Origin of the sequence: Pseudomonas sputi (assembly GCF_021603585.1) — a bacterium.
GTDB lineage: Bacteria > Pseudomonadota > Gammaproteobacteria > Pseudomonadales > Pseudomonadaceae > Aquipseudomonas > Aquipseudomonas sputi.
The window spans coordinates 91,335-116,161 of the sequence record NZ_BQHI01000016.1; the positions used below are offsets into that span (position 1 = coordinate 91,335).

Consider the following 24,827-nt stretch of genomic DNA (forward strand, 5'->3'; position numbering starts at 1 on the left):
TTTACCCAAGCTTTACACAGCGCTGACCGCCGCTGACCTTGATCTCCGTAATCTGTACTCATCCGGAACGTACCGGGAACGAGACAAAGGAGATTCACCATGCGCAAGACTCTTATCGCTCTGATGTTTGCCGCCGCCCTGCCGACCGTCGCCATGGCCATGCCACAGGATGATGGCCCGATGGGTGGCCCGCTGGACGGCCCGCGCCATGGCGGTCAGATGCACGGCATGCACGGCAAAGGCCCGTACAGCCAGTTGGACCTGTCCCGCGAACAGCGCGAGCAGATCCGCAAGATCATGGGCGAGCAGATGCACGAGCGTAAGCAGACGGTTGAAAAATACCTGGAGAAACTCTCGCCAGCCGATCAGAAAGCCATGAAGGACGAGATGGCGGCCAACCACAAGAAAGCCGAATCCGATGTCCGCGCCGTCCTGAAACCGGATCAACAGAAGAAATTCGACGAGATCCAGAAGAAACAGGCAGAGCGTCGCGCCGAATGGGCCGAGTTCAAAGCCTGGAAAGCGCAACAGCCGCAAAAGGCGCAATAATGTTCTAGCGTCACGCCCCGACCCAACGGCTCACCGCCGTTGGGTTTTCTTTGTTTGAGGATTTTCTGTGCGTTCATTGTTCTGGCGTATCCTCGCCAGCTTCTGGCTGGCCATCGCTCTGGTTGCAGGGCTTTCCATTCTGTTGGGGCACATGCTCAACCAGGACGCGTGGATCCTCAGCCGCCATCCGGGCCTCAACACCCTGGCCGCCGAATGGACGCAGACCTACGAAGCCCAGGGCGAAGACGCCGCCCAGGACATCCTCGAACAGCGCAAGCGCCAGTACCACATCGACGTGCAAGTACTGAACGAAACCGGCGACCCGGTGGTGCGCGGCACCTTCCCCCGGCGTGCGGCAGCCTTCGAGGCGCGGCAGAACAACGACGACCGACGCCTGCCCTGGCGCCGTCTGACCGACGAATTCACCAGCGACAAAAGCGGCGACACCTACCTCTTCATCTATCGCATCCCGCACCCGGAACTCGACGCCTGGCACCGCGAAAGCCTGCTCTGGCCGTTGAGTGCACTGGGCATCGCGCTGGTGGTGCTGACCCTCTTCAGCCTACTGGTGACGTTCTCCATCACCCGCCCGCTCAGTCGCCTGCGCGGCGCGGTGCACGACCTCGGCCAAACCACCTATCAGCAGAACAGTCTGGCGCAACTGGCCAACCGTCGCGATGAATTCGGCGTGCTGGCCAATGACTTCAACCGCATGGGTGCACGCCTGCAAAGCCTGATCGGCAGTCAGCGCCAGTTGCTGCGCGACGTCTCCCACGAATTGCGTTCACCGCTGGCACGGCTGCGCATCGCCCTGGCCCTGGCCGAACGGGCAAGCCCGGAAGAACGGGAAAAACTCTGGCCGCGCCTGACCCGCGAGTGTGATCGCCTGGAAGCGCTGATCAGTGAAATTCTGGTACTGGCGCGGGTCGATGCCGACAACGCCAGCGCCGAAGAAGTGGATCTGAATGCCTTGCTCGCCACCCTGCAAAAAGACGCGCAACTCGGCTCGCCGGAGCAGACCGTGCGCCTGGAGACCGAGCCCGCGCTCACGCTGACCGGCTGGCCGACCATGATCGAACGCGCCGTGGACAACCTGCTGCGCAATGCCCAGCGTTTCAACCCGGTCGGGCAGGCAATTGAAATGCAGGCGTCACGTCAGGGCGAGCGGATCGTGGTCAGCGTGCGTGACCATGGGCCGGGGGTGCAGGCCGAGCATCTGGGCCAGTTGGGCGAACCGTTTTATCGGGCGCCGGGGCAGACCGCTGCCGGGCATGGCCTGGGACTGGCGATTGCCCGACGGGCGGCGGAGCGGCATGGCGGGACGCTGTTACTGGCCAATCACCCACAGGGCGGGTTTGTGGCCAGTCTTGAATTGCCGCTGGTGCCGGGGGCTGTTGTTCAGCCCTGATGGTGTCAGGCCTTTACCGGCCAGGCGCTGACAAACTCAGCCAGATCAACCTTCTCGGCCACCCGCGGTTCTTTCTGCGGCGTGCCGAGGTACAGAAAGGCGATCACTTCCTCGTCATCCGTCAGGCCCAAACCCTTGGCGACATGTTTCGAGTACGCCAGATCACCGGTGCGCCACACCGCACCAATCCCCTGCGCGTAAGCCGCCAGAAGAATGCCATGAGCGGCACAGCCTGCAGCCAGCAACTGCTCGGCCTTCGGGTATTTGACGTGATCCTGCAATTTCGCAATCACCACGACCACCAGCGGCGCCCGCAGCGGGCCGTTGCGCGCTTTGTCGATCATCGCTTCGGTGACTTCGCCTTCCTGCATTTTTGCAGCTTGCGCCAGCAACTCGCCCATCTGCTCACGCGCCGCGCCTTCGACGGTCAGGAAGCGATACGGCTGCAAATGGCCGTGATCCGGTGCGCGGGTCGCGGCGGCAAACAGCACTTCGCGCTGTTCGGCGGTGGGGGCCGGATCGATCAGTCGTGGAACGGAAACACGGTTGAGCAAAGCGTCGAGAGCCTGCATCGGCCACCTCCTGAAAAAAATGTCCGGCTATTCTAGCTGCAAGTGATCCAGACGCGTCGGTTTACATGCCTTGCACCGCAGGTAGAATGGCGCCCTTCCCACATCAGCCCGAGCGGACTTCATGGCGTTGCCGACCTTACGGATCATTGGTTTCATCATCGGCATCTTCCTGATCACTCTGGCCATCGCCATGGTCGTGCCCATGGCCACCCTGGTGATTTTCGAACGCACCGGCGATCTGCCGTCGTTCCTCTGGGCAAGCATGATTACCTTCGTCGCCGGCCTCGCGCTGGTGATTCCCGGTCGTCCGGAACAGATTCACCTGCGCCCCCGGGACATGTACCTGCTGACCGTCAGCAGCTGGCTGGTGGTGTGCATTTTCGCCGCGCTGCCGTTTTTGCTGACCCAGCACATCAGCTACACCGACTCGTTCTTCGAAAGCATGTCCGGCATCACCGCCACCGGAGCGACCGTGCTCAACCGCCTGGACGACATGTCCCCCGGCATCCTGATGTGGCGCTCGCTGCTGCACTGGATCGGCGGCATCGGCTTCATCGGCATGGCGGTGGCGATCCTGCCGCTGCTGCGCATCGGTGGCATGCGACTGTTCCAGACCGAGTCCTCGGACCGTTCGGAAAAGGTCATGCCCCGCTCGCACATGGTGGCGCGGCTGATCGTGGCGGCCTACGTCGGCATCACGATTCTCGGCAGCCTGGCGTTCTGGTGGGCCGGAATGAGTCCGTTCGATGCGATCAACCACGCGATGTCGGCGATTTCCACCGGCGGGTTCTCGACCTCGGACCAGTCCCTGGCCAAGTGGACGCAACCGGCGGTGCACTGGGTAGCGGTGGTGGTGATGATTCTCGGCAGCCTGCCGTTCACCCTGTACGTGGCGACCCTGCGCGGCAATCGTCGGGCGCTGATCAAGGATCAGCAGGTGCAGGGCTTGCTCGGGATGTTGCTGGCGACCTGGCTGGTGCTCGGCACCTGGTACTGGTGGACCACCAACCTGCATTGGCTGGAGGCGCTGCGGCATGTGGCGCTGAACGTGACCTCGGTGGTCACCACCACGGGCTTTGCGCTGGGCGACTACAGCCTGTGGGGCAACTTTTCGCTGATGCTGTTCTTCTATCTGGGCTTCGTCGGTGGCTGTTCCGGTTCGACGGCGGGCGGGATCAAGATTTTCCGTTTCCAGGTCGCCTACATCCTGCTCAAGGCCAACCTTAACCAACTGATTCACCCGCGCGCGGTGATCAAGCAGAAGTACAACGGTCATCGCCTCGACGAAGAAATTGTCCGTTCGATTCTGACCTTTTCGTTTTTCTTCGCGATCACCATCTGCGTGATCGCCCTGCTGCTGTCGCTATTGGGCGTGGACTGGATGACCGCACTGACCGGCGCCGCCAGCACCGTGTCCGGCGTCGGCCCGGGTCTGGGCGAGACCATCGGCCCGTCCGGCAACTTCGCCAGTCTGCCGGATGCGGCCAAGTGGATCCTGTCGTTCGGCATGCTGCTCGGCCGACTGGAGATCATCACGGTGTTTGTATTGTGTATTCCGGCATTCTGGCGTCACTGATCGCCTTCGGCGCGTCGAGCAGGCGCGCCCGGTAATCGCCAGGCGTGGTGTCGAACCAGCGGCGGAAGGCGCGAAAGAAATTGCTTGGATCGGCAAACCCCAGCAGATAGGCAATCTCCAGCAAAGTCATGCTCGGCTGCGCCAGATATTGCTCGGCCAGTTCGCGGCGGGTGTCGTCGAGCAACTGCTGAAAACTGGTGCCCTCCTCCTGCAAACGACGTTGCAAGGTGCGCTGCGACAAGTGCAGGGTCTGCGCCACCGTGTCGCGCTTGGGTTCGCCCTGCGGCAGCAGGCGGCACAACACCTGACGCGCCTTGTGGGTCACGCGGCTTTCGGAAAACCGCGCCAGATACTCCCCGGCGAACCGGTCGTGCAGCAGCGCCATCGCCTCGTTGGCGGTGGGCAGCGGCGCTTCCATGTCGGCCCGTTCGAAGATCAGCGCGTCGTACGGCGCATTGAACACCAGCGGTGCATGGAAGGCTTGTTTGTAAGGTTCAAGATCATCCGGCTCATCGCCCTGCACCAGCACCTTGCGCGGGTGCAGCGTGCGCCCGGTCAACCAGCCGCACAGCGCCAGCGCGCAGGCCAGCGAGGCTTCGGCACTCTGGCGGGTCGGCGGCAGATGATCGCCGTGCACCGTCAGGATCAGCGCATAACCTTCGTCGAGCAGGCGAAAACTCAGGTCGGCACTTTCGGCGATGATTCGCTGATAACGCACCAGTCGCTGAAAACCTTCCGCCAGCGTATTGCTGGACATCAGCGCATAACCCGCGACATGGAACGACGCCGGCCGCACCACCTTGCCCATGTTCAGGCCGATCGCCGGATTGCCGGACAGCTCGACCGCCCGTTGCCAGAGTCGGGTCATGGAGTCCTGTGGGAAGCGTGCATCCGGATCCTCCAGCGCCGCGTAGTCGAGCCCCAGCTGTCTGAACAGAACCCGGCAATCCAGGCCGTCCATTTCCAGTGCCTTGACAATCCCCATCGCCCAGCTTGCAGAAGTCGTTCGTTCGCTCATGGCGTTTTTTCTTGGATGACATGGTGAGCCGCATACTACGGCCGATTTCCCAAGGATAGTAAAGTGGCGCCGATTGTCACTGGCCGACGCCATTGATCACTCTAGACTCAAATAAGCTACCCGCCGAACAACTTGCAATCAGAACAATAACCACAGAGATCGCAGTCGTGGAAACCCTCAAGCCTTTCAACAGCTTCGCCGAGTTCTATCCGTATTACCTCAGCGAGCACAGCAACAGCACCTGCCGTCGCCTGCATTTCATCGGCACGACGCTGGTGATCTTCATTCTCGCCCTGACCATCGCCAAGGGCGCCTGGCTGCTGTTGCTCGCCCTGCCGCTGGCCGGCTACAGCTTTGCCTGGGTCGGCCATTTCTTTTTCGAGAAAAACCGCCCGGCCACCTTCCAGCACCCGTTCTACAGCCTGCTTGGCGATTTCGTCATGTACCGCGACATGATCCTGGGCCGCGTGCCGTTCTAAAAACTCCGACCAAGAGGACTGCCGATGAATGCCACGGCCCGTTTCACCCACATGAAGGACGGCACCCAGGAAGACTGGGCGATCATCGCGGCGGATTTCAGCGCCTACGCCCGCCAACTGCCGGGACGGATCGTGGCGCACCTGAAACTGCTCGAAGGCGATTTCGGCGGTTTCCCGGTGGATCGCCTGACTCACTCACTGCAAACCGCGACCCGCGCCTTTCGCGACGGGCGCGACGAGGAATACGTGGTCTGCGCCCTGCTCCACGACATCGGCGACACCCTCGGCTCCTACAATCACCCGGACATCGCCGCCGCCATTCTCAAGCCGTTCGTCAGCGCCGAGAACCTGTGGATGGTGGAAAAGCACGGGATCTTCCAGGGCTACTACTTCTTCCATCACCTGGGCATGGATCGGCACCTGCGCGAACAGTTCAGCGATCACCCGCAGTTTCTGCCGACCGCAGAGTTCTGCGCCAAATATGACGCGGCGGCGTTCGACCCCGAGTACGACACCCTGCCGCTGAGCTTCTTCGAGCCGATGATGGAAAGGCTGTTCGCCCAGCCGAAAAATTCGATTTACAAGGCGGCGATGGAAGAGCACGCCCCGGCCTGAGTTGATTTGAAGGCTCAGACCAGCTCGGCAACCTTCGCCGCTTTCAGTTCGGCCTCTCGCGCCTGTGCATCCGCCAGGCGATACAGTTCGATCGTGCCGTCCCAGTGCTCGATCAGCGCCGTGCACGACTCCACCCAGTCGCCACAATTGAGGTAATCCACCTCGCCGACCTTGCGGATCTCGGCGTGGTGAATGTGCCCGCAGACCACCCCGTGCAATTCGCGCTTGACGCATTCGTGGGCGATGGCTTCTTCGAAGTCGCTGATGAAGCTGACTGCGGTCTTCACCTTGTGCTTGAGATAGGCCGACAGCGACCAGTAGCCGTAGCCGTATTTCGCCCGCCAGTGATTGAGCCAGCGGTTGAGGGTCAGGGTGAATTCATAGGCCGAATCGCCGAGGAACGCGAGCCAGCGGTGGTAACGGGTGATCACGTCGAACTGGTCACCGTGAATCACCAGCAGGTGCCGGCCATCGGCGGTGACGTGCACGGCTTCGTCGACCAGCTGGATATTGCCCAGAATCAGTTTTGAATAGCGGCGCAGAAACTCATCGTGGTTGCCGGTGACGTAGATCACCTCGGTGCCGCGCTTGCTCATGGTCAGCAAGCGGCGAATCACGTTGGTGTGCGCCTGGGGCCAGTACATGCCACCGCGCAGTTTCCAGCCGTCGATGATATCGCCCACCAGATAGATCTTGTCGGCGTGATAGCCCTTGAGAAACTGCGACAGGTGCTCGGCCTGGCAATCCCGCGTGCCCAGGTGCACATCGGAGATCCACAGGGTGCGCACCCGTTGTTTACGGCTGGGTCTGGCGAGCTCGGCGCTGGTCATGGGCAACCCTCTGCGATGTTTTCGCCACTGTGCACGTGTCCGGTGAATCGACCATGACAGGCGTACGTCAGTCTTGTGACAAACGCCTCGCCCCCGCGCCGGTGTAGACTGGCGGCTCGCCCGGAGACCGCCATGCAACCGATCCTGACCCTGCGCCATTACAGCCACGACCTGATCGCCCACAGCCACGACCACGCCCAACTGGTGTTCGGCCTGTCCGGCGCGCTGGAATTCGAAGTCGAAGGGCGCGGCAGCCAGGTGTTGCAGCAGAGCTTCGTGGTGATCCCCGCCGGCGCGCATCATGCGTGCGGCAGTCCCAACGGCAGCCGCTGTCTGGTGCTGGATGTGCCCGACGAGCAATGGCTGACACGTTCGCTGGGTGATCACGCCGATGCCAGCCGTCGCCTGCTGGACAACGCCGCGCGGTTGTCGCTGGATGCCGGGCAAGGTCAATTGGTCAACTGGCTGGCGAACAGTCCGGTAGACGATCCGTTGATCGCGCAACAGGGCGCGGTGCTGTTGCTGGCAAGCCTGAACCACGCGCCACCCACCGAGATCGTCGCGCGCCGCCTGCCCTACGCGGCACTCGATGCGCACATCGAGCAGTACGCGGCCTATCCGCTGCAAGTCGCGGATCTGGCGCGCGTCGCCGGATTGTCCAGCGCCCGATTGCATGCGCGATTCGTCGCCGAATGCGGGCAAACGCCGATGGACTACATTCGCAGTCGCCGGCTGCATAAAGCCGTGGCGCTGTTGCGCAACACCACGCTGCCCGTCGGTGAAGTGGCCAGCCGTGTCGGCTACAACTCGCAAAGTGCCTTCGCGGCCGCCGTCCTGCGTGAATTCGGTACCTCTCCTACACAATTGCGACGCGAGGCTGACGACAAAAGTCGATAGCCTGCCGACAGACTTCTGCGCCGTGACACGCTTCAATGTGTGCCTGAAATGGTGTTTGGAAAAAGGACTGCAATGACTCCCCGTACCGCCCTTGGCGCTCTCCATATCGGCGCACTGATGTTCGGCCTGACCGGCGTCTTCGGCAAACTCGCGGCTGCGACGCCCGCCGTCATCGTGTTCGGTCGCGCCGCGTTTGCCGTGCTGGCCCTGGCATTTTTCGCCCGCTTCGCTCAACAGGGCGGCTGGCAGAAGCTGCAGGCCGTGGACTGGCGGCGACTGGCCCTGAGCGGCGTGCTGCTGGCCGGGCACTGGGTGAGTTTCTTCATCGCGGTCAAGGTCGCGGGCGTCGCCATTGCGACCCTGGGCTTCGCCAGTTTCCCGGCCTTCACGGTAATCCTCGAGGGGCTGATTTTCCGCGAACGCATCCGCGTCAACGAAATCGTGTTGGTGGCGCTGGTCAGTGTCGGGCTGGTGTTGGTGACCCCCGCGTTCGATCTGGCCAGCGGCGCGACCAACGGCCTGCTCTGGGCGATCCTGTCCGGCCTGCTGTTTTCCCTGCTGTCCCTGACCAACCGCGCCAGTTCCGGGCGCATCCCGGCGGTGCAGGCAGCGCTGTGTCAGAACGTGGTGGTGGCGTTGTGTCTGCTGCCGGTGGCGGCGCCGCAACTGAGCGAAGTGCGGGCCATCGACTGGTTGTGGATCGGTCTGCTCGGGGTGTTCTGTACCGGCGTCGCCCACAGCCTGTTCGTTGCCAGCCTTGCCGTAATCAAGGCGCGCACCGCAGCGGTGGTGTTCACCATGGAACCGGTGTACGGGATTACCGTGGCATGGCTGCTGTTCGATGAAGATCCGACCTTGCGCATGTTGATCGGCGGTGCGCTGATCATCGTCGCCATCGTGGTGTCGAGCAGGATGTCAGGCAGCAGCGACAAGAAAACCGTCGTGGCCGAAGCGGCGTCTCACTGAGTTCGGTCGTTGTGGCCGAGGTCGCGCTCAGGATCGATCTGATCGCGCACTCGCTGCTTGAGCACCTTGGCCTCCGGGAAACCGCCATCGGCCTTGCGCTCCCAGATCTGCACATCGTTGCAGATGATGTGGAACACCCCGCCGGTGCCCGGCACCAGTGACACTTTGCCCAAATCGTCGCCGAAGGTGCTGAGCAGCTCTTGCGCGAGCCACGCGGCGCGCAATAGCCATTGGCACTGCGTGCAATAAGTGATGACGATTTCCGGTTTTGTGGCAGTCATGATCGCTGAAACTCCTGAGCCAGAGGGCGCCGCTATAATAGCCGGCTTTATCGCTCGCCCCGAGACTCACGATGCGTCGTCTTCTGATCTGCCTGTTGCTTGGTTTCCTGCCGTTGCTCGTCCATGCCAGTGAGGCAACACGCCCGAAAGTCGGTCTGGTGCTATCCGGTGGCGCGGCCCGTGGGCTGGCACACATCGGTGTGCTCAAGGCCCTGGAAGAACAAGGCATCAAGATCGATGCGATTGCCGGCACCAGTATGGGCGCGGTGGTCGGCGGGCTGTACGCCTCGGGGTACAAGATCGACGAGCTGGAAAAACTCGCCCTGACCATCGACTGGCAACAGGCATTGTCCGACGCCCCGCCACGGGAAGATGTACCGTTTCGGCGCAAGCAGGACGACCGCGACTTTCTGGTGAAACAGAAACTGAGCTTTCGTGACGACGGCAGCCTCGGCCTGCCGTTGGGCGTGATTCAAGGCCAGAACCTCGCACTGCTGCTGGAAAGCCTGCTGGCCCACACCAGTGACACCCGGGATTTCGACAAACTGCCCATCCCGTTCCGTGCCGTGACCACCGATATTGCCAGCGGCGAAAAAGTGGTGTTCCGCAAGGGCCATCTGCCGCAAGTGATCCGCGCCAGCATGTCGATCCCGGCGGTGTTCGCCCCGGTCGAACTCGACGGTCGATTGCTGGTGGATGGTGGCATGACCGACAACATTCCCCTCGATGTGGCCCGTGAAATGGGCGTCGACGTGGCCATCGTGGTCGACATCGGCACCCCGCTGCGCAATCGCAAGCAACTGGTGACCGTGGTCGATGTGCTGAACCAGTCGATCACCCTGATGACCCGGCGCAACTCCGAAGAACAACTGGCGAGCCTCCATCCCGACGACGTGCTGATCCAGCCGCCGCTGGCCAGTTTCGGCGCCACCGACTTCGGTCGAGGCCAGGAGATGATCGACGCCGGCTACCGAGCAACCAAGGCTCTGGACGTGCGCCTCGCCCACCTCAAACCCCTGCAGTCGCAGGACGCCGAGCTCAATGCCGCTCGAGCGCCGGGCCAGCGCACGCCGATCATCACCGCGATCAAGGTCGAGAACGATTCGAAAGTCGGCGATGACGTGATCCGCTACTACATCCGCCAGCACATCGGCGCACCACTGGACCTGGGCCGCCTGCAAACCGACATGGGCACCCTGTACGGACTCGATTACTTCGAGCAGGTGCAATACCGCGTGGTACACAAGGGCGCGGATCACACGCTGGTGATCCGCGCCCGCGGCAAACGCACCGGCACCGATTACCTGCGGGTCGGCCTCAACCTGTCGGATGACATGCGCGGCGACAGCGCCTTCAACCTCGGCGCCAGTTACCGCATGAACGGCATCAACCGCCTCGGCGCGGAATGGCTGACCCGGGCGCAGATCGGCGATAGACAAGAGTTGTACAGCGAGTTCTATCAACCACTGGACGTGGGCTCTCGCTACTTCGTCGCGCCTTATGCATCGTTTGCCGCGCAGAACGTCGACTCGGTGCTGGACAACGATCCGATCGCCCAGTATCGCGTCGAACGCTACGGCTTCGGCCTCAACGTTGGCCGGCAGATCGGCAACAGCGGCGAAGTCCGTTTCGGCGTCGGCGAAGCCTGGGGCAAGGCGGATGTGCGGATCGGCGATCAGGACCTACCGAGCGAAAACTTCAACGAAGGGTTCTATGCGCTGAAGTACTCGTTCGATTCGCTGGACAACGTCTACTACCCCCACGAAGGCGAAGACATCGGCCTGACGCTGGTGCAGTTCGAGCCGAGCCTGGGTTCCGACACACGCTACCGGCAGTGGGAATTCAAACTGGACAAGGCCATGAGCAGTGGCCCGGACACGCTGATTCTGGGTGGCCGTTACGGCCGTACGCTGGACGATGCCAATGTGGTGACGTCCAGTTTCCTGCTTGGCGGCGCCCGGCAATTGTCCGGTTTCCGCGAAGACGCGATCTCGGGACAAAACGTCAGTCTGATGCGTGCGGTGTATTACCGCCGCCTCACCCCGCGTTCGTACCTGCCGCTGGACTTCCCGCTGTACGCCGGTGCCTCGCTGGAACGTGGCCGGGCATGGAACAACGACAACGCGTTCGACAGCGGCTACATCAACGCCGCCAGCGTGTTCATCGGCTTCGATACGCCACTGGGGCCGTTGAATTTCAGCTATGGCCTGAACGATGCGGATGAACAGGCGGTGTACCTGAACCTCGGCCAGACCTTCTGACAGCGGTCAGCGAATCCCCGCCAACAGCGTGCGCGCCGTTTGCTTGAGGGGTTCGTCGGCTTCCTTGAGCAGTTCGTTGAGCAAGGCAATGGCGCTGTCGAGATCACCGTCGTCGATGCAGGTCTGGGCCTGTTCGAGTTTGCCGGCGTTGGCGGCGTCCGAGGGTTCGGGTTCCAGGGCATGCAGCGCCAGTGGTTCCAGCGACAGCGTCGAGCCGGGATCGCCAAACTCGTTGAGAAAGTCCTCGTCCAGCGGCTGCGCTTCAGGTTCGGCGATCCACTCCAGTTCGGCGGTCTCGGCATCGTCGGTCAGGGTTTCCGGCAATTCGAAATCCTGTGGCAATACCTGCAGATCGGAACCCAGTGTTGATGGGGCCTGTTCGGGTGCAGGGCGAGTTTCCTCAAGATCCCAACTGGAGGCCATCGAGAGCTGATCCAGGTTCAGCTCGAAATTGTCTTCGGCTACCGGCTCCACAGGCGCGCAGGGTTCGATCGGCAGCGCAGCAATCACTGGGACTGCCGCAACTGCAGGTGCGGCGCTGACCAGTTTCGGATAGCGGGCGCGAATGTCCTGCAAGCGCTGATCCTCGACCCCGAGCTGGCGCAGGTGGCTTTCCTGCTCGTCATAGGCCGGCGTTTCGCCTTGACGCCCCAGCACTTCGAGCAACTGCACGCCAAGGTCGATGCGCTCCGGCTCCCGCTGCAACGCATCGCGCAACAGACCGGCGGCCTCGCCCAAGCGTCCGTAAGCCAGATAAATGCCGACCGCTTCCAGCACATCGCCGCTGGCGTGCTCCTCGCGATCCTCGACAGCACTTTGAGCGGTGCTCGGCTGCATCGGCTCGACGTCGTCGACCGGGGGTGCGTTTGGTATTGGCAGGAACGGCATCGGCGCCTCAGCCCCCTGCGCCTGCTGGCGTTGCCGACGCACGTACAGCCCCGCCACCAGCAATCCCAATAACAGCAGCAGCCCGCCGAGCAGCGGCCAGTTGAGTGAATCCTCTTGCGCCTCGATCGGGGCAATGACCGGTGCCGGCACAGGCGCCACGGGGGCCGCGGATACGGGGGGCGCCTGTTGCACTTCAATCAGACGGGCCTGCAAATCACCGAGCTGTTTCTTGCCGTCAGCGATCAGCACTTCCTGGGCCTGAAGCTTCACGTTCAATTCATCGATGGTTTTTTGCAGTTGCTGGTTCTGCACAAGGCTCGCCGCCAACTGCTCGGCCTGCGCGTCGGCGACCGGGGCCGGTGGCTGGACCGGCGCAGCAGGTTTGGCCGGCGTTGTTGTGGAGGGAGCCTCGGGGGTGGGGAATTCCGACGATTGCGCACGCACATCCGGTTCGTCGGTGGCCGGGACAATGCCCGGCGAACCCGGCGGGTCGATCAATACGGTGTATTCGCGCAGCAGGTGGCCATTGGGCTGATCGAGCCGCACCAGAAAATTCAGAAAGGGTTCGTTGACCGGTTTGCTGGACGTCACCCGGATCATGTTGCGATTGCCGCGCAGGATCGGGGTGAATCTGAGGTCATTGAGAAAGAACACGCGCTCGACACCGGCGCGGCCAAACTCGTCCGCCGAGGCCAGACGGACCGCCAGTTCGCTCTCGCTGAGGCCCCCGACATCCACCAGGGCAATGTCAGCCTTGAGCGGCTGATTGAGGGCTGAATGCACGGTGATCTCACCGAGCCCCAGCGCCAATGACGCGGTGGACCAGGTGAGAACACCCGCCACCAGCAACGAGTTTGCGCAACGCAGTACCACGTGCCGACTTCCGAGCATGAGCATCCCTTAAATAAGCAAAACCGACTTCTATGGGTTCGCACATCCGGTACGAACACGATATTGCCCAGTAGTTCTTATAGTCTGCCCAGCGTGATCCCTCAAAAAAACGGCACGCGGTTATGCCTCAAGACTTTTCCAGGTTGGCCAGAATGTGCCCGTGAACCCGCATGCACACCCTCATATCGGCCTCATCGATGCCTTCGAACAACTCCTTGCGCAGTTGCGTGGCAATGGTTTCGATCTGTTCGATCAACGGAAGGGCCGGTGCGCACAGCACGATTTTTTTCGCCCGGCGATCTTCCATCACGGACTGGCGTTGCACCAGGCCCTGGCTTTCCAGGCTGTCAAGCAGACGGGCCAGGGTCGGCCCTTCGACGCCGACGCTTTGCGCCAGCTCCCGTTGGGTCGGCGCCTCTTCAAAACGCGCCAGGTGCAGCAGCACCAGCCAGCGTGCCTGGGACAACCCCAGGCCGGCCAGCCGGCGATCCAGTTCGGCACGCCAGCCGCGAGACATCTGGGCCAATTGCATGCCAAAGCGGTGTTGATCGGTTAACGGCATAAGACACTCATGATCAGACTGAAGAAATAGAGAAAAACTAATTATTAGTCAGCTAAGCATGACATTTGCCTATAGGCAAGAGCCGTCCTGTACTGAATCGTTACAACCGTAACGGTTGGCACAAACGCCCTCTTACATTTCAAACTCCGATTGCAGCGCAGCCCGCACGCAATACAGCACGCCTTCCGGTACCCGACCGGCAAACAGCTCGGCCACTTCCGCGACCGACGGCAACTCGCCTTCGCCGTCGAGGAACGCGTCCTGGACTTCGCCCATCAGGTCTTCCGGCAGATCCAGCGCCTGTTCCAGCGACAGCTGCTGCTTGCCGATGGCTTCGGCGAGCAAGGTGTAGACGTTCTTTTCCGAGCACTGCAACTGACCGGAGATCTGCAACGGCGTCATGCCGGCGCGGGCCAGGGTGATCAGTTCGTGACGCACGTCGGCCACCACTTTCGGCGCCTCGGCCTCGCCGCCGAGCACTTCGAGGAAGGCCTCGCCGTAACGCTCCAGCTTGCGTGCGCCGACACCGCTGACCCGGGCCATGTCCGCCAGCGAGGTCGGCTGGCTGCGGAGCATTTCCAGCAAGGTCGAGTCGGGGAAGATGACGTACGGCGGCACGCCGTGTTCTTCCGCCAGTTTGCGCCGCAGGGCACGCAACGCTTCCCACTGCTCGCGTTCCTCAAAGCGCACCAGCTGGCTGGCCTGGCTCTTGCTGCCGTTCTTGGCGGTGACTTGCGGCTTGAGGTCGCGGCGCAGCTCCAGGCTCACTTCGCCCTTGAGCAGCGGTCGGCAAGTGTCGCTCAGGCGCAGCCCACCGTAGCCTTCGTGATCGACATCGGCCAGGCCGCGAGCAACCAACTGCCGGAACAACGAGCGCCATTCGCTCTCGCTCAACGCCTTGCCGACCCCGTACACCGACAGGTGCTGATGGCCGAAGCTGCGGACTTTTTCGTTGTCCTTGCCCAGCAGCACGTCCACCAGATGGCCGACGCCGTAACGCTGGCCGGTGCGATAGATCGCCGACAGTGCCTGACGCGCAGGCTCGGTAGCGTCCCAGGTTTGCACGCCGTCGGTGCAGTTGTCGCAGTGACCGCACGGCTCGGGCATGTCTTCGTCGAAATACGCCAGCAGCGCCTGACGACGGCAGCGGGTTTCCTCGCAGAGCGAGAGCATGGCGTCGAGCTTGTGCTGCTCCAGACGCTTGTGGCGCTCGTCACCCTCGGAGTTCTGCAGCATCTGCTTGAGCATCACCACGTCTTGCAGACCGTAGGCCATCCACGCGTCTGCCGGCAGGCCGTCACGGCCGCCGCGTCCGGTTTCCTGGTAATACGCCTCAAGGGATTTCGGCAGGTCGAGGTGAGCGACGAAGCGCACGTTGGGTTTGTCGATGCCCATGCCGAAGGCCACGGTGGCGACCATGATCAGGCCTTCCTCGTTGAGGAAGCGCTTCTGGTGATAGGCGCGCAGATCGTTGGGCAGACCGGCGTGGTACGGCAGCGCCGGGAAGCCTTGTTCAGTCAGAAACGCGGCCACCTCCTCCACCTTCTTGCGCGACAGGCAGTAGACGATGCCGGCGTCGCTGCGCCGCTCGGCCAGGAACGCCAGCAACTGCTTGCGCGGCTGCTCCTTGGGCACGATGCGGTAAAAGATGTTCGGCCGGTCGAAGCTCGACAGGAAACGCTCGGCGTTCTGCAAATGCAGGCGAGTGACGATTTCTTCGCGGGTACGCTTGTCGGCAGTGGCGGTCAGGGCGATGCGCGGCACGTCGGGGAACATTTCCGCCAACTGCCCCAGTTGCAGGTATTCCGGGCGGAAGTCATGGCCCCATTGCGATACGCAGTGCGCTTCGTCGATGGCGAACAGTGCGATGTTCAAGCCTTGCAGAAACGACAGCATGCGCGGCTGCACCAGACGCTCCGGCGCCAGGTAGAGCATTTTCACTTCGCCGCGCTTGATCCGGTTGGCGAGGTCGCGCTGTTGTTCGGCACTCAGTGTGGAGTTCAATGCGGCAGCGGCCACGCCCAGCTCTTCAAGGGTGGCGACCTGATCGTCCATCAGCGCGATCAGCGGCGACACCACCACCGCCAGGCCGTCGCGCAGCAGCGCCGGCACCTGGAAGCACAGGGACTTGCCACCGCCGGTCGGCATCAGGACAAGGGCATCACCGCCACTGGCCACGCGCTCAATGATTGCACCCTGACGGCCACGGAAACTGTCGTAGCCGAAGATGTCCTTGAGGACGCGTTGAGCCTGTTCGAGCATAAAAACTCCAAAAATCCACCGAAACATCCCTGCACAGGCTGGTTCAAGACAGCCGAGGCTGCTTTAAACAAAACGTAAGGGCGCATTGCATGACGCCGTACAGATTCAGCCGCGACACCGGCAGGGATCGCAAAGCGCGGCAGTATACCCGAGCCCTCCCCGGCAAAGGGCACCGCCGATAAGAAGCTTGTACGGGCAAATCTGCCGTGCGGCTGGCTTGAGGGCTCAAGAAGGCCTAGAATTCCCGCATTGTTTATTCCCCCAAGGTAGCCCTTTAATGTCCTTCGCCGAGCAACTAACCCGCCTGCAAGTCTTCCTCGACGCCGACGAGCTGCATGAAGAGGCGCTGGACTACGTGGCCGCTCACGGTTACCTGACCGCGCTGTCGATCTGCGCCGACGTGGTGCCGGACCGTGAGTGGATCGATGCCCTGTTCGCCGAAGAGCCGCATTACAGCAGCGAAGCCCAGCGTGAAGAAATCGAAGCCACGCTGATCGGCCTCAAGGCCCACATCGCCCGCCAACTGGCGTCGGATGAAGAATTCGAGCTGCCGTGCGAACTTGACCTGGGCGACGACCCGGACGATTCCGAACTGCGCGGCTGGTGCATCGGCTTCATGGAAGGCGTGTTCCTGCGCGAAGCGGCCTGGTTCGAAACCGCCGAAGAAGAAGTCAGCGAAATGCTCCTGCCGATCATGGTCGGTTCGGGCCTGTTCGACGAACAGCCCGAGTTCGAAGACATCGCCAAGGACGCCAACCTGATGGACGACATGATCGTCCAGATCCCGGAAGCCCTGACCGCGCTGTACCTGCTGTGCCAGGCGCCCGACGAAAAGCCGGCGATCCTCAAGCCACGTCACCACTAAGATCCGGCCTATGGACAACCCCATAGGCAACCGCCCCCTGATACTGCGCTACAGCCTGCTGGCCATCGGCTGGCTGAGCGTGGCATTAGGGGTGATCGGAATTTTCCTGCCTGTTCTCCCCACCACTCCCTTCCTTCTGCTGGCAGCCGCCTGCTTTGCCCGCAGCTCTCCGCGTTTCTATCAATGGCTGGTCGAGCATCCCCGGCTCGGGCCATGGATCCGCGATTACCTCGACGGCAACGGCATTCCGCTCAAGGGCAAGGTCTACGCGATCGGGTTGATGTGGGCGAGCATCCTGTTCTCGTGCTACCTGGTTCCGCTGCCGTGGGCGCGAGGGTTCATGTTGACCAGTGCGGTGTTGGTGACGGCTTACATCTTGCGGCAAAAAACCCTGCCCAAACGCTGAACTCTCAGCAACCGCTGGTCGGAAAACCCTACGCACCTGTCAGATCTGACAGTGGGCAAATCATCGATTCCAACTCATAAATCACTCCATCGCCCATCTCTCGACGGAGTGCCTGCCATGTTGAAAAAACCTGCGAAAAAAATTCCCGTCCTGGCGCTTGTCGAGCCGGATATTCCCGACAAGCAACCCGAACTACTGCCTTCCGGTGAGTGGGGGATCAATCTGGCGGCTGCGATGGGAGTACATCCCGAAAAAGGCCTGCAAACTCATATTTCCCCATGGACCGTGATGGGCGTCGGCGACAAGGCCGAACTGTTATTGGATGATAATGTCGTTGATCAGCTCACCATCAAGGACGCTGCCGAGGTGGGGCAGCGTGTAACGCTGTTCGTCGCCCCCCGGCACGCACAGACAGGCTCGCATACCCTCTCTTACCGCGTTACCCGGCTCAATCAAGCGCCGGAAACCCAGACACCTCCGACCAAGATATACGTAAAAATCGAGATTCCGGGTGGGCAGGATACGGATCCGGATCCGGGTCATTCCGAACTGTTCATGTATATCGATCCGAAAATCGTCAACGGCGTCGTGGACAAGGAAATAGCAGAAGACGGTGTTTTGATTGTCATCCGTCCCGAGTCTGGCACCGGCTTGCCTTACCCCAATGCAGCAATAGGTGATGTGATCATTGGGACCTGGGGGGGCGTAATCGTGGAGTCCGAACCTCTGACTCCCGAACAAATCAATGACCCAGACAACCACCCGATCGAGATCCTGATAGAAAAAGAAATCATCGAAGAGGCCGGCGATACCGATGATGCAGGTCTGGCTGTGAGCTTCATTACAAAAGACAAGGTGAACAATTTCGCAGAAGACTGGTGCAAGGAAACCCGAATCAGAGTCTCTTTGGGCGTCAACCTCCTGCTCGCCCCAATTGTCGAGCAGGCCACCAACAACGTGCTTAATCTTGAGAAGCTGGGTAATGAGAAAGTCATCGTCCAAGTGGTGGCCAGGAGTCCAGACTTCAAACATGGCGACGAAATCGAACTGATGATGCGCGGCACCACAGTAGATGGCGATCTGATCGAAGCCATCGCTCCCTTGGTGGAAATTGACAACCTGCCACACACCTACGAGTTGGCTATCCAGAACTCGGATGCACGCAAACTTGCAAAAACCCAGGTCAGTTTTCTTTACCGTCTGAAACGCCCCGGCAGTACCGAGCCACTGCGATCCAAAGGCCAGTTCGTGCAAATCGAAGGTGAAGCCGATCAACTGGCCGCCCCGATTTTCGACGATGAGAAAGATGGCGCTATTCCCCACGACCTCCCCAGGACCGCTTTGCGGATTCCACACAACCCGATCATTGAAGTCGGCATGGCAATCGAAGTTGTGTGGTTCGGCAAGCGCCCCGATGGCTCCATCTATAACCCAGGCTTCGAAGAAGATTGGTATTTCCCGGACAAGTCCGAAGTGGAGAATCCGGAGGGTTTTGTCATTTTTATCGACGGCGAACACATTCACATCCTCAACGGCGGAAATGTAGTCGCGTCCTACATACTGCTGATGGACAAAGACGGCGAAATCATCAAACGCCGCTCTCGATCGGCGGCCCCCATCAACATCGGCAAGCCGCAGTTCGAACTGGTCAAACCCGACGTTCTGGGACATGAGAATGGTGGTCTGGAACCCGGCGACCTGCCCGCAGGCGCCAGCAAACTCACTGCGCCAAGACCCACTGGCACGCCAAGCAAATCTGGCGACAAAGTCACCTATACGTGGGATGGCGAGGTCACAGGCAAGAAGGAAGACTTCGTCGACCTGAACGCCCTCTCGGCCGACAAGAATGTGCATTTCACACTGGATGCCGCCTTTGTAGCGGCACACATTGAACCCAACCGCGGAAAAAAGGTAACTGCCACTTACCGGATCTGGCGCAAGGAAACCGATACCACCAGCTATTCCAATCCGTTGACCTTTGTCGTCGGCAGGGCGGAGCAACCACTGCTGGATCCAGCGGAAGTGGTGCAAGCCCCCGATGGAATCCTCGACCCCGCCAATGCCCCGGACGGTGCAACCGTCAGAATTGCCGCCAACCGGCCAGAGAATACCGGCGATCACTTCTACATGAAGTGGGCCACGACAGACAGCGTGACAGTACACACGGACGACAAACCCATCAGCGGAAACAACAAGGGCAAACCCGTTGAGTTCACGGTTGACCAGGCCATTGTGCTGGCCTGCCTGAACAAGGATGTGGTGATCAGTTATAAAGTGGAGCTGTTCGAGGGTGGCGAAGTCCCCGGTGAGGACTATCCGCTGAGAGTGGAGACGACAGAGTTCAATCTGCCAGAGGCCACTTTCAAGGAAGCGACCGGGCCGCAAAAGGATCAGTTGAATCCCGATGATGTTCACCCGCACGGCGCAACGGTGGTGATACCGGCCTCTGCCCTTCTGAAGACAGATGACGAAATCACGGTAACGGTAGAGGGGCAAACCATTACCACGTATCCGCATACCGTGCTGCCCGGCCAGGCCGACATGGAGCTGTCTGTGATCAAGGTGCCGCATAGCGTGATCAACGCCAATGAAGGCAGGAGCATCGCCTTGAGCTACGAAATCGAACGCAAGGCCGGCGGTACCGATGGTCCTTCCGACCCGACAGTCTACGATGTGCGCAAGGTGATCGGCAGTGGCAAGTTGCTGGTCATGGGAGCCCGCTACAACAAGGGGATCTATCGGGAGTCCAGCTCCAGCTGGCTCATTTCTGCCTTTAATGCAGACACCCTGCAACGCGTACAGGCAGAGTGGAAATACGCCAGCGATACCTCCTGGACGAAAGCGGAGACATGGTCTGATACCCAACCGTACGAACCTTTGCAGGTTCGCACCAGTGACGACCAGGTCAACCTGAACAGAGTGAATATATTTGGCACAGGCGGCCCGGGAGCTACCGCCAATGATGGGGCATTCGTTGCGCTGCGGGATAAAAGCAATGTAGTCGGCTGGGGTAATCGATCGTTTGGCGCAGCCATTCCTGCGACCTTTCAGACTTTCACCGATATTGCCCGAATTTCATGTTCCGGCAGCTCTTATGCAGTGAATCGCACCAACAACTTCACTGTTGCCTGGCCCGGGCTTGCAAATCAGGGTGGAGAAATGGGCAACGTCGATCCTCAGAACTTCGTTCGGCTCGCTGGCAACAGCGTTGCTATTGCAGGCATCAAATCCGATGGATCAGTCCATGCCTGGGGTACCGCTGCCAAAGGCGGAACCCCTTCTGCCGAGATACTGGCCTTGAGAGATGCCGTCGAACTGGCGCCGGCCGGAGATGCTTTCGCCGTCCTCAGAGCGACCGGTCAGGTGATGGCCTGGGGAGGCGGAGCGGGGTTTGGCGGTGTTGTTCCTCCAGAGATATCCAGCCTCACCGATATCAAACACGTGATCGGCAACGGCTTCGCTTTCGCCGCACATCGGGAAAACGGCAGCGTGGTCGCCTGGGGTGATCCTCTGAAAGGGGGCGCCGTATCCGACGAGGTCGCCGGCCTTACCAACATCCAGGCGCTTGCCTGCGCAAATGCTCAGGCCTTTGTCGTCATGCTCACCACTGGACAAATTGCGAGCTGGGGCGCAACTGCGTATGGCGCAACAATTCCTGCGGAAATCCGCTCCCTGACGGATATCGACTCGGTCGTCGCCAGTTCGGATGCGTTCGCAGCGCTGCGAAACAGCGGCTACGTCGTCGGATGGCCCGCCGCCAACTCTGGCGGTCTGATCCCTGACACGATCGCCGGTAGGGATGACCTTGTTCAATTGGCTGCCACCGCCAAAGCTTTTGCGGCTTTGTGCAGAGATGGAACCGTGGTGGCTTGGGGCGATCCGGCGCTCGGCGGAGATACCACGCCCGTCGCCGCCAAACTGGTAAACGTCACCGCAATCTATGCCAACCGTCATGCTTTTACGGCACTCACTCGCGACGGCGAAGTGGTGACCTGGGGGGCAGCTCTCGCCGGCGGCGACAGCAGCACCGCTCAAGATCGGTTGAAAGGCCAGGTGTCGTACTACGCCAATGCGGTCACCCGCGGTCTTGCACTCAAGGCCAGTCGCTTGGCCTGGCTCACCCCCCCCTGACACCTTCGACGATGCCTTCCTGTGCGGCACTCACTCGAGTGCCGCCTATCTGACGTCGGGAGAGAGTGACATGAGCCAGACCAAAGACAATCTGCGGGCGCCCGCCGTGGACGAAGCGCCCGACGGTGTCCTGGATCCGCAAACGCTTCCACCCGGGGGAGCGACCGTCAGAATAAAACCCTGGACGTCCATGATGTACCGCGATCACGTTTACTTGTTCGTTGGCGACACCTACACCGATGACCTGCCAATCAGCGCCGGCGCGGTCAACAAGGATGTTTTGTTCAATGTTGACGCCCGGGAATTTGTTGCTGATGAGAATGACATCGTACCGATCCGCTACGAAGTGCAGTTTTATCAGAGCGACCGAGAACCATCGGACGCTCTGGATCTGAAACTGCAAGCTGCTTTCGAAGCCGCTGCAACACTGGATTTGAGTAGTGAAAATTACGTCTCCTCCGTCGACAAGCCACCACCTGTGCCTCCCCCGGCGGCGCGCATGACCCGAGAAGCCAATTGGGGCAGCGCTCCCTTCACCTATGAGAGCACCGATCGGAAGATTGCCAGTGTCGATGCACGATCAGGCGAGGTCACCGCTCTGCGCAACGGCACCTGCTGGATCCGCGCAACCGATAGTCAGAACCAGAGCCGCGAGTATCCGCTCACCATCAAGGGTATTGAGCACGTGTATTTCCTCAGTGCCAGCGCGGACTGGGAGGGCATGAACAGGATCTGTGCCGCTGCGAAGCTGCAAGCCATCACTCTCACCCAGGCCAGACGCCTGTGGACGCTGTATTTCCCCGACGCCGGCCCCGTCGCGGAGTTTCTGGAATGGCTGAACTACCCGGTGTGGACCGCCGATCTTTTGGGCGCCGGCACCGCATGGACGTATGACCTCAATGGATCGTCAGTGAACGACAACGCCAGCAGCCAGGACATCGCCTCGTTCTGTCAGGTCCTGGGTGTCTCCCGGGAATAAACGTTGTCAGCCAAGACTTACGGAGAGCACCGTGCAAAGGACCCTGCCAATCAAGATGCTGCTGTTTGCCTTTTTACTGTTCAGCAGTGTCGGCCAGGCGGCAACTGGTCCGGAGATCGCCCATCTGCTCAACCAGCGCTATCAAAGCACCCCCAGCCAGTGTCCGGGCAAGAACCCGGCGTATTTTTGCAGCGGTGTATGGGTGCTTGGCAGCGATGGAGCGCGAAAGTTCTGGGAACACAGTACACCCGCCACTCAGCTCGGCGCACAGGGCTTGAACTACCTGCGCGCCGATCTCGATACCCGGACACTGACTCAAGCCTACGGCGCAGTGTTCAGCGATCAATTCACCGCCATCGGCCTGGGCAAAGCGCTGGATGTACTGTGCGTCTACCCCTTCGAATTCCAGATACCCGCAATCAGACCGCAATCGGGCTGTGGCTGGGCAGCCGCGGCGCTGAATCTTGCACAGGACATCAGCTCTTGCACGGCGCTGGGCGTGACTGACGCGCAAGGCTGGCTCGCGCACTTCGCACAACAGGGTACCCGGCCTGTCGCACAATGCTCACTGAGCAGCCACAATCCGGCGCAGTTCATGGCGAGCCTGCTCGCCCATCAAGGTATCGATGCGAGCTGGTCAGGACTGCCAACGCTGGTGCAAGTCCGCAACTGGGATGAACAGGCACCCGCGAAGCTGCCGCTGCAAGCGTTGTTCCACGATGTGAACAAGACCGGGTCATTACTCGGCGCACAGAAGGATCAACGCGACTATTTCAACGCCACCGGTGACTGGCCGCCGATCCTGCGCATGGATCTGAATCAGCCGGCGGACCGGATTTTCGGCTTCAATCAACAGGATCAACTGTACATTGGCTATCAGATCGCGACGAAACTGAATGCGCGGTATAACGATAAACGAATGGCTTGTCCCGGCAATGGTGCCGCGTATAGGTGCAACGGTGTTCTGGTGCGTACGACCAGTGCGACGCCGGAGTACCACGCATGGAACCCCAGCCCGGGTTCTATAGAACGGGACGGGGTGTCCTTTTCTTATTTACGAGACGATATTCATCTGCCCGTCCTGCCGTGGTCAAAGCCCCAGGGGTTGATCATGAAGGAGCTGGAGGCGCCGACGGCCTATCCTCTGACATTGCGATGCGCCTGGCCTTTCGATGGCGCCACTTTTCATCGAAGCAACAGCTGCAACGCGCATTCTGACTCTCCAACCGCAAGCCGACCTTGTGATGAGCAGGGCATCACCACCGTTGATGCCTACATCGAACACTTCTACAAGCAGCCAAGCCGCTATCACGGCTGCAGCCTGAAAGGCAACCAGGCCTCCTTCGCCGTAAGCATCGAAGCACGCTCCAGGCTGACGGCAGCGGATCAGCGGATACATAACGAAATCATCATTGCCGACTGGCCCCAGGACATACCGCAGCAACTGCCCCTCGAAGCGTTCTTCTATGTCGCCGTCACTGGAAAGTCCAGTGCACGTTATTTCCAGCGCGATTATTTTCAGCAAACCGGCCAGTTCCTTCCGGTGGTGCACCTGACATCCAACGTGACAAGAACCGCCTACCTGTTCGAGTTTGATCCGCAGGATCAGCTCGTGGGTGGGGAAACGCCCTGATCGCGAAACCACTGGTCGAAAAAACTGGCGCACCTGTCAGATCTGACAGTACCCCACTCTCCTCCCCTCATGTTCAATAAGACATCGTCTGCACCTTCCATTGCGCACTCGTTCAGGAGTTTTGTCATGCACTCCCGCAGCCTGTTTCTGTTTCCCGATCTCGACAAGCCCAGCACGCTGGCACTGCGGCCCCTGCAGATCAGTGGTGCAGTCACGCCAATCGAGAATGCCGATGGCGGGATCAATCTCATGGTGGTTTCGGAAAGCGACAGTGGCGTGCTGTGCGTGATTGCCGCGTACCTCGACATGTTGGAGGGTGACGAGAGCGTTGTGTGCTGGGACAACGTTCCGGTGCTTACCCGAACGGTTGAGCCGGGGGAAAAAGACACGCCTCTGTTCTTTTACCTGCCCAAGGAGCTGTTCACGCCCGGCTTGCATGAGTGCTTTTATGAGTTGAAACGGTTCGGCGCAACCAAGCCGGACGATCCCTCCGTGGTGTCGCTGTTTTTCGTCAAACTCACCAGCCCCGGTGGCCGCGACAAGGAACCTCATCTACCCGACGGGCATTCCGAACTGCATATCGCGCGATTGCCGCCGGAAATCATCGAGCAGGGAGTAATCGACGCGGAGTGTGTCTAGTCCTGAAATAGGTTTACACCTGTTTCACCCCAACGCCCGATGCATCGCATCGGGCGTTTTGTATTTCAACGACAGATGCGGACGCTCACGGTTGTAGATCAAGACCGACTCACTCACCA

At 60.8% G+C, this 24,827-nt stretch carries 21 protein-coding genes; 14 read left to right on the forward strand and 7 right to left on the reverse strand.

Translation table 11 applies throughout. The features are described 5' to 3' along the window. Window positions 1-99: 99 nt before the first annotated feature. Window positions 100-549 (forward strand): Spy/CpxP family protein refolding chaperone, encoded by a 450-nt coding sequence (locus L6D81_RS20395; protein ID WP_236181657.1) that lies wholly within the window; start codon window positions 100-102, stop codon window positions 547-549. A gap of 67 nt (window positions 550-616) precedes the next feature. Next, the gene (locus tag L6D81_RS20400; RefSeq protein ID WP_236181658.1) at window positions 617-1,957 is read left to right on the forward strand and encodes a sensor histidine kinase; all 1,341 of its coding nucleotides are present in this window, start codon (window positions 617-619) and stop codon (window positions 1,955-1,957) included. Between the two features lie 5 nt (window positions 1,958-1,962). On the opposite strand, the gene L6D81_RS20405 is transcribed toward L6D81_RS20400, so the two are convergent. Continuing rightward, complete coding sequence (locus L6D81_RS20405; RefSeq protein ID WP_236181659.1) at window positions 1,963-2,529, reverse strand: nitroreductase family protein; 567 nt, start codon at window positions 2,527-2,529, stop codon at window positions 1,963-1,965. Window positions 2,530-2,650: 121 nt separating this feature from the next. On the opposite strand from L6D81_RS20405, the gene L6D81_RS20410 reads away from it, so the two are divergent. Continuing rightward, complete coding sequence (locus L6D81_RS20410; protein ID WP_236181660.1) at window positions 2,651-4,105, forward strand: TrkH family potassium uptake protein; 1,455 nt, start codon at window positions 2,651-2,653, stop codon at window positions 4,103-4,105. Here the strand turns inward: L6D81_RS20410 and L6D81_RS20415 are convergent. Continuing rightward, complete coding sequence (locus L6D81_RS20415) at window positions 4,062-5,123, reverse strand: AraC family transcriptional regulator (protein ID WP_236181661.1); 1,062 nt, start codon at window positions 5,121-5,123, stop codon at window positions 4,062-4,064. The two genes, L6D81_RS20410 and L6D81_RS20415, sit on opposite strands and share 44 nt — an antisense overlap. Window positions 5,124-5,290: 167 nt before the next feature. Here L6D81_RS20415 and L6D81_RS20420 point away from each other — a divergent pair, with 167 nt between their 5' ends. Together L6D81_RS20420 and L6D81_RS20425 are read left to right on the forward strand one after the other, a co-directional pair. Further along, window positions 5,291-5,602, forward strand: a complete 312-nt coding sequence (locus L6D81_RS20420; protein ID WP_041475173.1) for an Mpo1-like protein — start codon at window positions 5,291-5,293, stop codon at window positions 5,600-5,602. Between the two features lie 24 nt (window positions 5,603-5,626). After that, complete coding sequence (locus tag L6D81_RS20425) at window positions 5,627-6,217, forward strand: HD domain-containing protein (RefSeq protein WP_236181662.1); 591 nt, start codon at window positions 5,627-5,629, stop codon at window positions 6,215-6,217. Between the two features lie 14 nt (window positions 6,218-6,231). Here the strand turns inward: L6D81_RS20425 and L6D81_RS20430 are convergent, their stop codons facing one another. Continuing rightward, a complete protein-coding gene (locus L6D81_RS20430) occupies window positions 6,232-7,047 on the reverse strand; it encodes a UDP-2,3-diacylglucosamine diphosphatase (RefSeq protein WP_039765488.1) in 816 nt (271 codons plus the stop codon). Window positions 7,048-7,179: 132 nt separating this feature from the next. Between L6D81_RS20430 and L6D81_RS20435 the strand changes: the two genes are divergently transcribed. Continuing rightward, window positions 7,180-7,944 carry an AraC family transcriptional regulator gene (locus L6D81_RS20435; RefSeq protein ID WP_236181663.1) on the forward strand — a complete coding sequence of 255 codons (765 nt, stop codon included), beginning with the start codon at window positions 7,180-7,182 and terminating at the stop codon, window positions 7,942-7,944. Between the two features lie 72 nt (window positions 7,945-8,016). Then, window positions 8,017-8,910, forward strand: coding sequence for a DMT family transporter (locus L6D81_RS20440; protein ID WP_236181664.1), 894 nt, complete (start codon window positions 8,017-8,019; stop codon window positions 8,908-8,910). On the opposite strand, the gene L6D81_RS20445 is transcribed toward L6D81_RS20440, so the two are convergent. After that, window positions 8,904-9,191, reverse strand: a complete 288-nt coding sequence (locus L6D81_RS20445; protein ID WP_236181665.1) for an Rdx family protein — start codon at window positions 9,189-9,191, stop codon at window positions 8,904-8,906. The two genes, L6D81_RS20440 and L6D81_RS20445, sit on opposite strands and share 7 nt — an antisense overlap. Window positions 9,192-9,262: 71 nt before the next feature. Between L6D81_RS20445 and L6D81_RS20450 the strand changes: the two genes are divergently transcribed. Then, entirely contained in the window at window positions 9,263-11,452 is a 2,190-nt protein-coding gene (locus L6D81_RS20450) for a patatin-like phospholipase family protein (RefSeq protein ID WP_236181666.1), read from the forward strand. Between the two features lie 6 nt (window positions 11,453-11,458). On the opposite strand, the gene L6D81_RS20455 is transcribed toward L6D81_RS20450, so the two are convergent. The 3 genes from L6D81_RS20455 to recQ form a co-directional block, all read right to left on the reverse strand. After that, window positions 11,459-13,231, reverse strand: a complete 1,773-nt coding sequence (locus L6D81_RS20455) for a motility hub landmark protein FimV (protein ID WP_236181667.1) — start codon at window positions 13,229-13,231, stop codon at window positions 11,459-11,461. A 127-nt stretch (window positions 13,232-13,358) separates the two neighbouring features. Beyond that, window positions 13,359-13,793 carry a MarR family transcriptional regulator gene (locus L6D81_RS20460; RefSeq protein WP_236181668.1) on the reverse strand — a complete coding sequence of 145 codons (435 nt, stop codon included), beginning with the start codon at window positions 13,791-13,793 and terminating at the stop codon, window positions 13,359-13,361. A 132-nt stretch (window positions 13,794-13,925) separates the two neighbouring features. Beyond that, window positions 13,926-16,055 (reverse strand): DNA helicase RecQ, encoded by a 2,130-nt coding sequence (gene recQ, locus L6D81_RS20465; RefSeq protein ID WP_236181669.1) that lies wholly within the window; start codon window positions 16,053-16,055, stop codon window positions 13,926-13,928. Window positions 16,056-16,332: 277 nt separating this feature from the next. On the opposite strand from recQ, the gene L6D81_RS20470 reads away from it, so the two are divergent. The 6 genes from L6D81_RS20470 (at window position 16,333) to L6D81_RS20495 (ending at window position 24,708) form a co-directional block, all read left to right on the forward strand. Beyond that, the gene (locus L6D81_RS20470) at window positions 16,333-16,920 is read left to right on the forward strand and encodes a UPF0149 family protein (RefSeq protein ID WP_007958400.1); all 588 of its coding nucleotides are present in this window, start codon (window positions 16,333-16,335) and stop codon (window positions 16,918-16,920) included. Between the two features lie 10 nt (window positions 16,921-16,930). Then, window positions 16,931-17,326 (forward strand): YbaN family protein, encoded by a 396-nt coding sequence (locus L6D81_RS20475; protein ID WP_236181670.1) that lies wholly within the window; start codon window positions 16,931-16,933, stop codon window positions 17,324-17,326. A 117-nt stretch (window positions 17,327-17,443) separates the two neighbouring features. Further along, window positions 17,444-21,457 (forward strand): RCC1 domain-containing protein, encoded by a 4,014-nt coding sequence (locus L6D81_RS20480; RefSeq protein ID WP_236181671.1) that lies wholly within the window; start codon window positions 17,444-17,446, stop codon window positions 21,455-21,457. Between the two features lie 70 nt (window positions 21,458-21,527). Next, window positions 21,528-22,436 carry an Ig-like domain-containing protein gene (locus L6D81_RS20485; protein WP_236181672.1) on the forward strand — a complete coding sequence of 303 codons (909 nt, stop codon included), beginning with the start codon at window positions 21,528-21,530 and terminating at the stop codon, window positions 22,434-22,436. 31 nt (window positions 22,437-22,467) lie between these two features. Then, window positions 22,468-24,069, forward strand: coding sequence for a hypothetical protein (locus L6D81_RS20490; protein WP_236181673.1), 1,602 nt, complete (start codon window positions 22,468-22,470; stop codon window positions 24,067-24,069). A gap of 126 nt (window positions 24,070-24,195) precedes the next feature. After that, the gene (locus L6D81_RS20495; protein WP_236181674.1) at window positions 24,196-24,708 is read left to right on the forward strand and encodes a hypothetical protein; all 513 of its coding nucleotides are present in this window, start codon (window positions 24,196-24,198) and stop codon (window positions 24,706-24,708) included. Window positions 24,709-24,827: the final 119 nt, after the last annotated feature.

What these genes read in the sequence shown, in the direction of transcription:
- L6D81_RS20450 (WP_236181666.1), top strand. Translation starts at nt 9,263, where the DNA reads ATGCGTCGTCTTCTGATCTGCCTGTTGCTTGGTTTCCTGCCGTTGCTC.
- L6D81_RS20405 (WP_236181659.1), bottom strand. Translation starts at nt 2,529, where the DNA reads ATGCAGGCTCTCGACGCTTTGCTCAACCGTGTTTCCGTTCCACGACTG.
- L6D81_RS20395 (WP_236181657.1), top strand. Translation starts at nt 100, where the DNA reads ATGCGCAAGACTCTTATCGCTCTGATGTTTGCCGCCGCCCTGCCGACC.
- L6D81_RS20470 (WP_007958400.1), top strand. Translation starts at nt 16,333, where the DNA reads ATGTCCTTCGCCGAGCAACTAACCCGCCTGCAAGTCTTCCTCGACGCC.
- L6D81_RS20415 (WP_236181661.1), bottom strand. Translation starts at nt 5,123, where the DNA reads ATGAGCGAACGAACGACTTCTGCAAGCTGGGCGATGGGGATTGTCAAG.
- L6D81_RS20425 (WP_236181662.1), top strand. Translation starts at nt 5,627, where the DNA reads ATGAATGCCACGGCCCGTTTCACCCACATGAAGGACGGCACCCAGGAA.
- L6D81_RS20435 (WP_236181663.1), top strand. Translation starts at nt 7,180, where the DNA reads ATGCAACCGATCCTGACCCTGCGCCATTACAGCCACGACCTGATCGCC.
- L6D81_RS20455 (WP_236181667.1), bottom strand. Translation starts at nt 13,231, where the DNA reads ATGCTCGGAAGTCGGCACGTGGTACTGCGTTGCGCAAACTCGTTGCTG.
- L6D81_RS20495 (WP_236181674.1), top strand. Translation starts at nt 24,196, where the DNA reads ATGCACTCCCGCAGCCTGTTTCTGTTTCCCGATCTCGACAAGCCCAGC.
- L6D81_RS20485 (WP_236181672.1), top strand. Translation starts at nt 21,528, where the DNA reads ATGAGCCAGACCAAAGACAATCTGCGGGCGCCCGCCGTGGACGAAGCG.
- L6D81_RS20445 (WP_236181665.1), bottom strand. Translation starts at nt 9,191, where the DNA reads ATGACTGCCACAAAACCGGAAATCGTCATCACTTATTGCACGCAGTGC.
- L6D81_RS20430 (WP_039765488.1), bottom strand. Translation starts at nt 7,047, where the DNA reads ATGACCAGCGCCGAGCTCGCCAGACCCAGCCGTAAACAACGGGTGCGC.
- L6D81_RS20440 (WP_236181664.1), top strand. Translation starts at nt 8,017, where the DNA reads ATGACTCCCCGTACCGCCCTTGGCGCTCTCCATATCGGCGCACTGATG.
- L6D81_RS20460 (WP_236181668.1), bottom strand. Translation starts at nt 13,793, where the DNA reads ATGCCGTTAACCGATCAACACCGCTTTGGCATGCAATTGGCCCAGATG.
- L6D81_RS20410 (WP_236181660.1), top strand. Translation starts at nt 2,651, where the DNA reads ATGGCGTTGCCGACCTTACGGATCATTGGTTTCATCATCGGCATCTTC.
- recQ (WP_236181669.1), bottom strand. Translation starts at nt 16,055, where the DNA reads ATGCTCGAACAGGCTCAACGCGTCCTCAAGGACATCTTCGGCTACGAC.
- L6D81_RS20480 (WP_236181671.1), top strand. Translation starts at nt 17,444, where the DNA reads ATGTTGAAAAAACCTGCGAAAAAAATTCCCGTCCTGGCGCTTGTCGAG.
- L6D81_RS20475 (WP_236181670.1), top strand. Translation starts at nt 16,931, where the DNA reads ATGGACAACCCCATAGGCAACCGCCCCCTGATACTGCGCTACAGCCTG.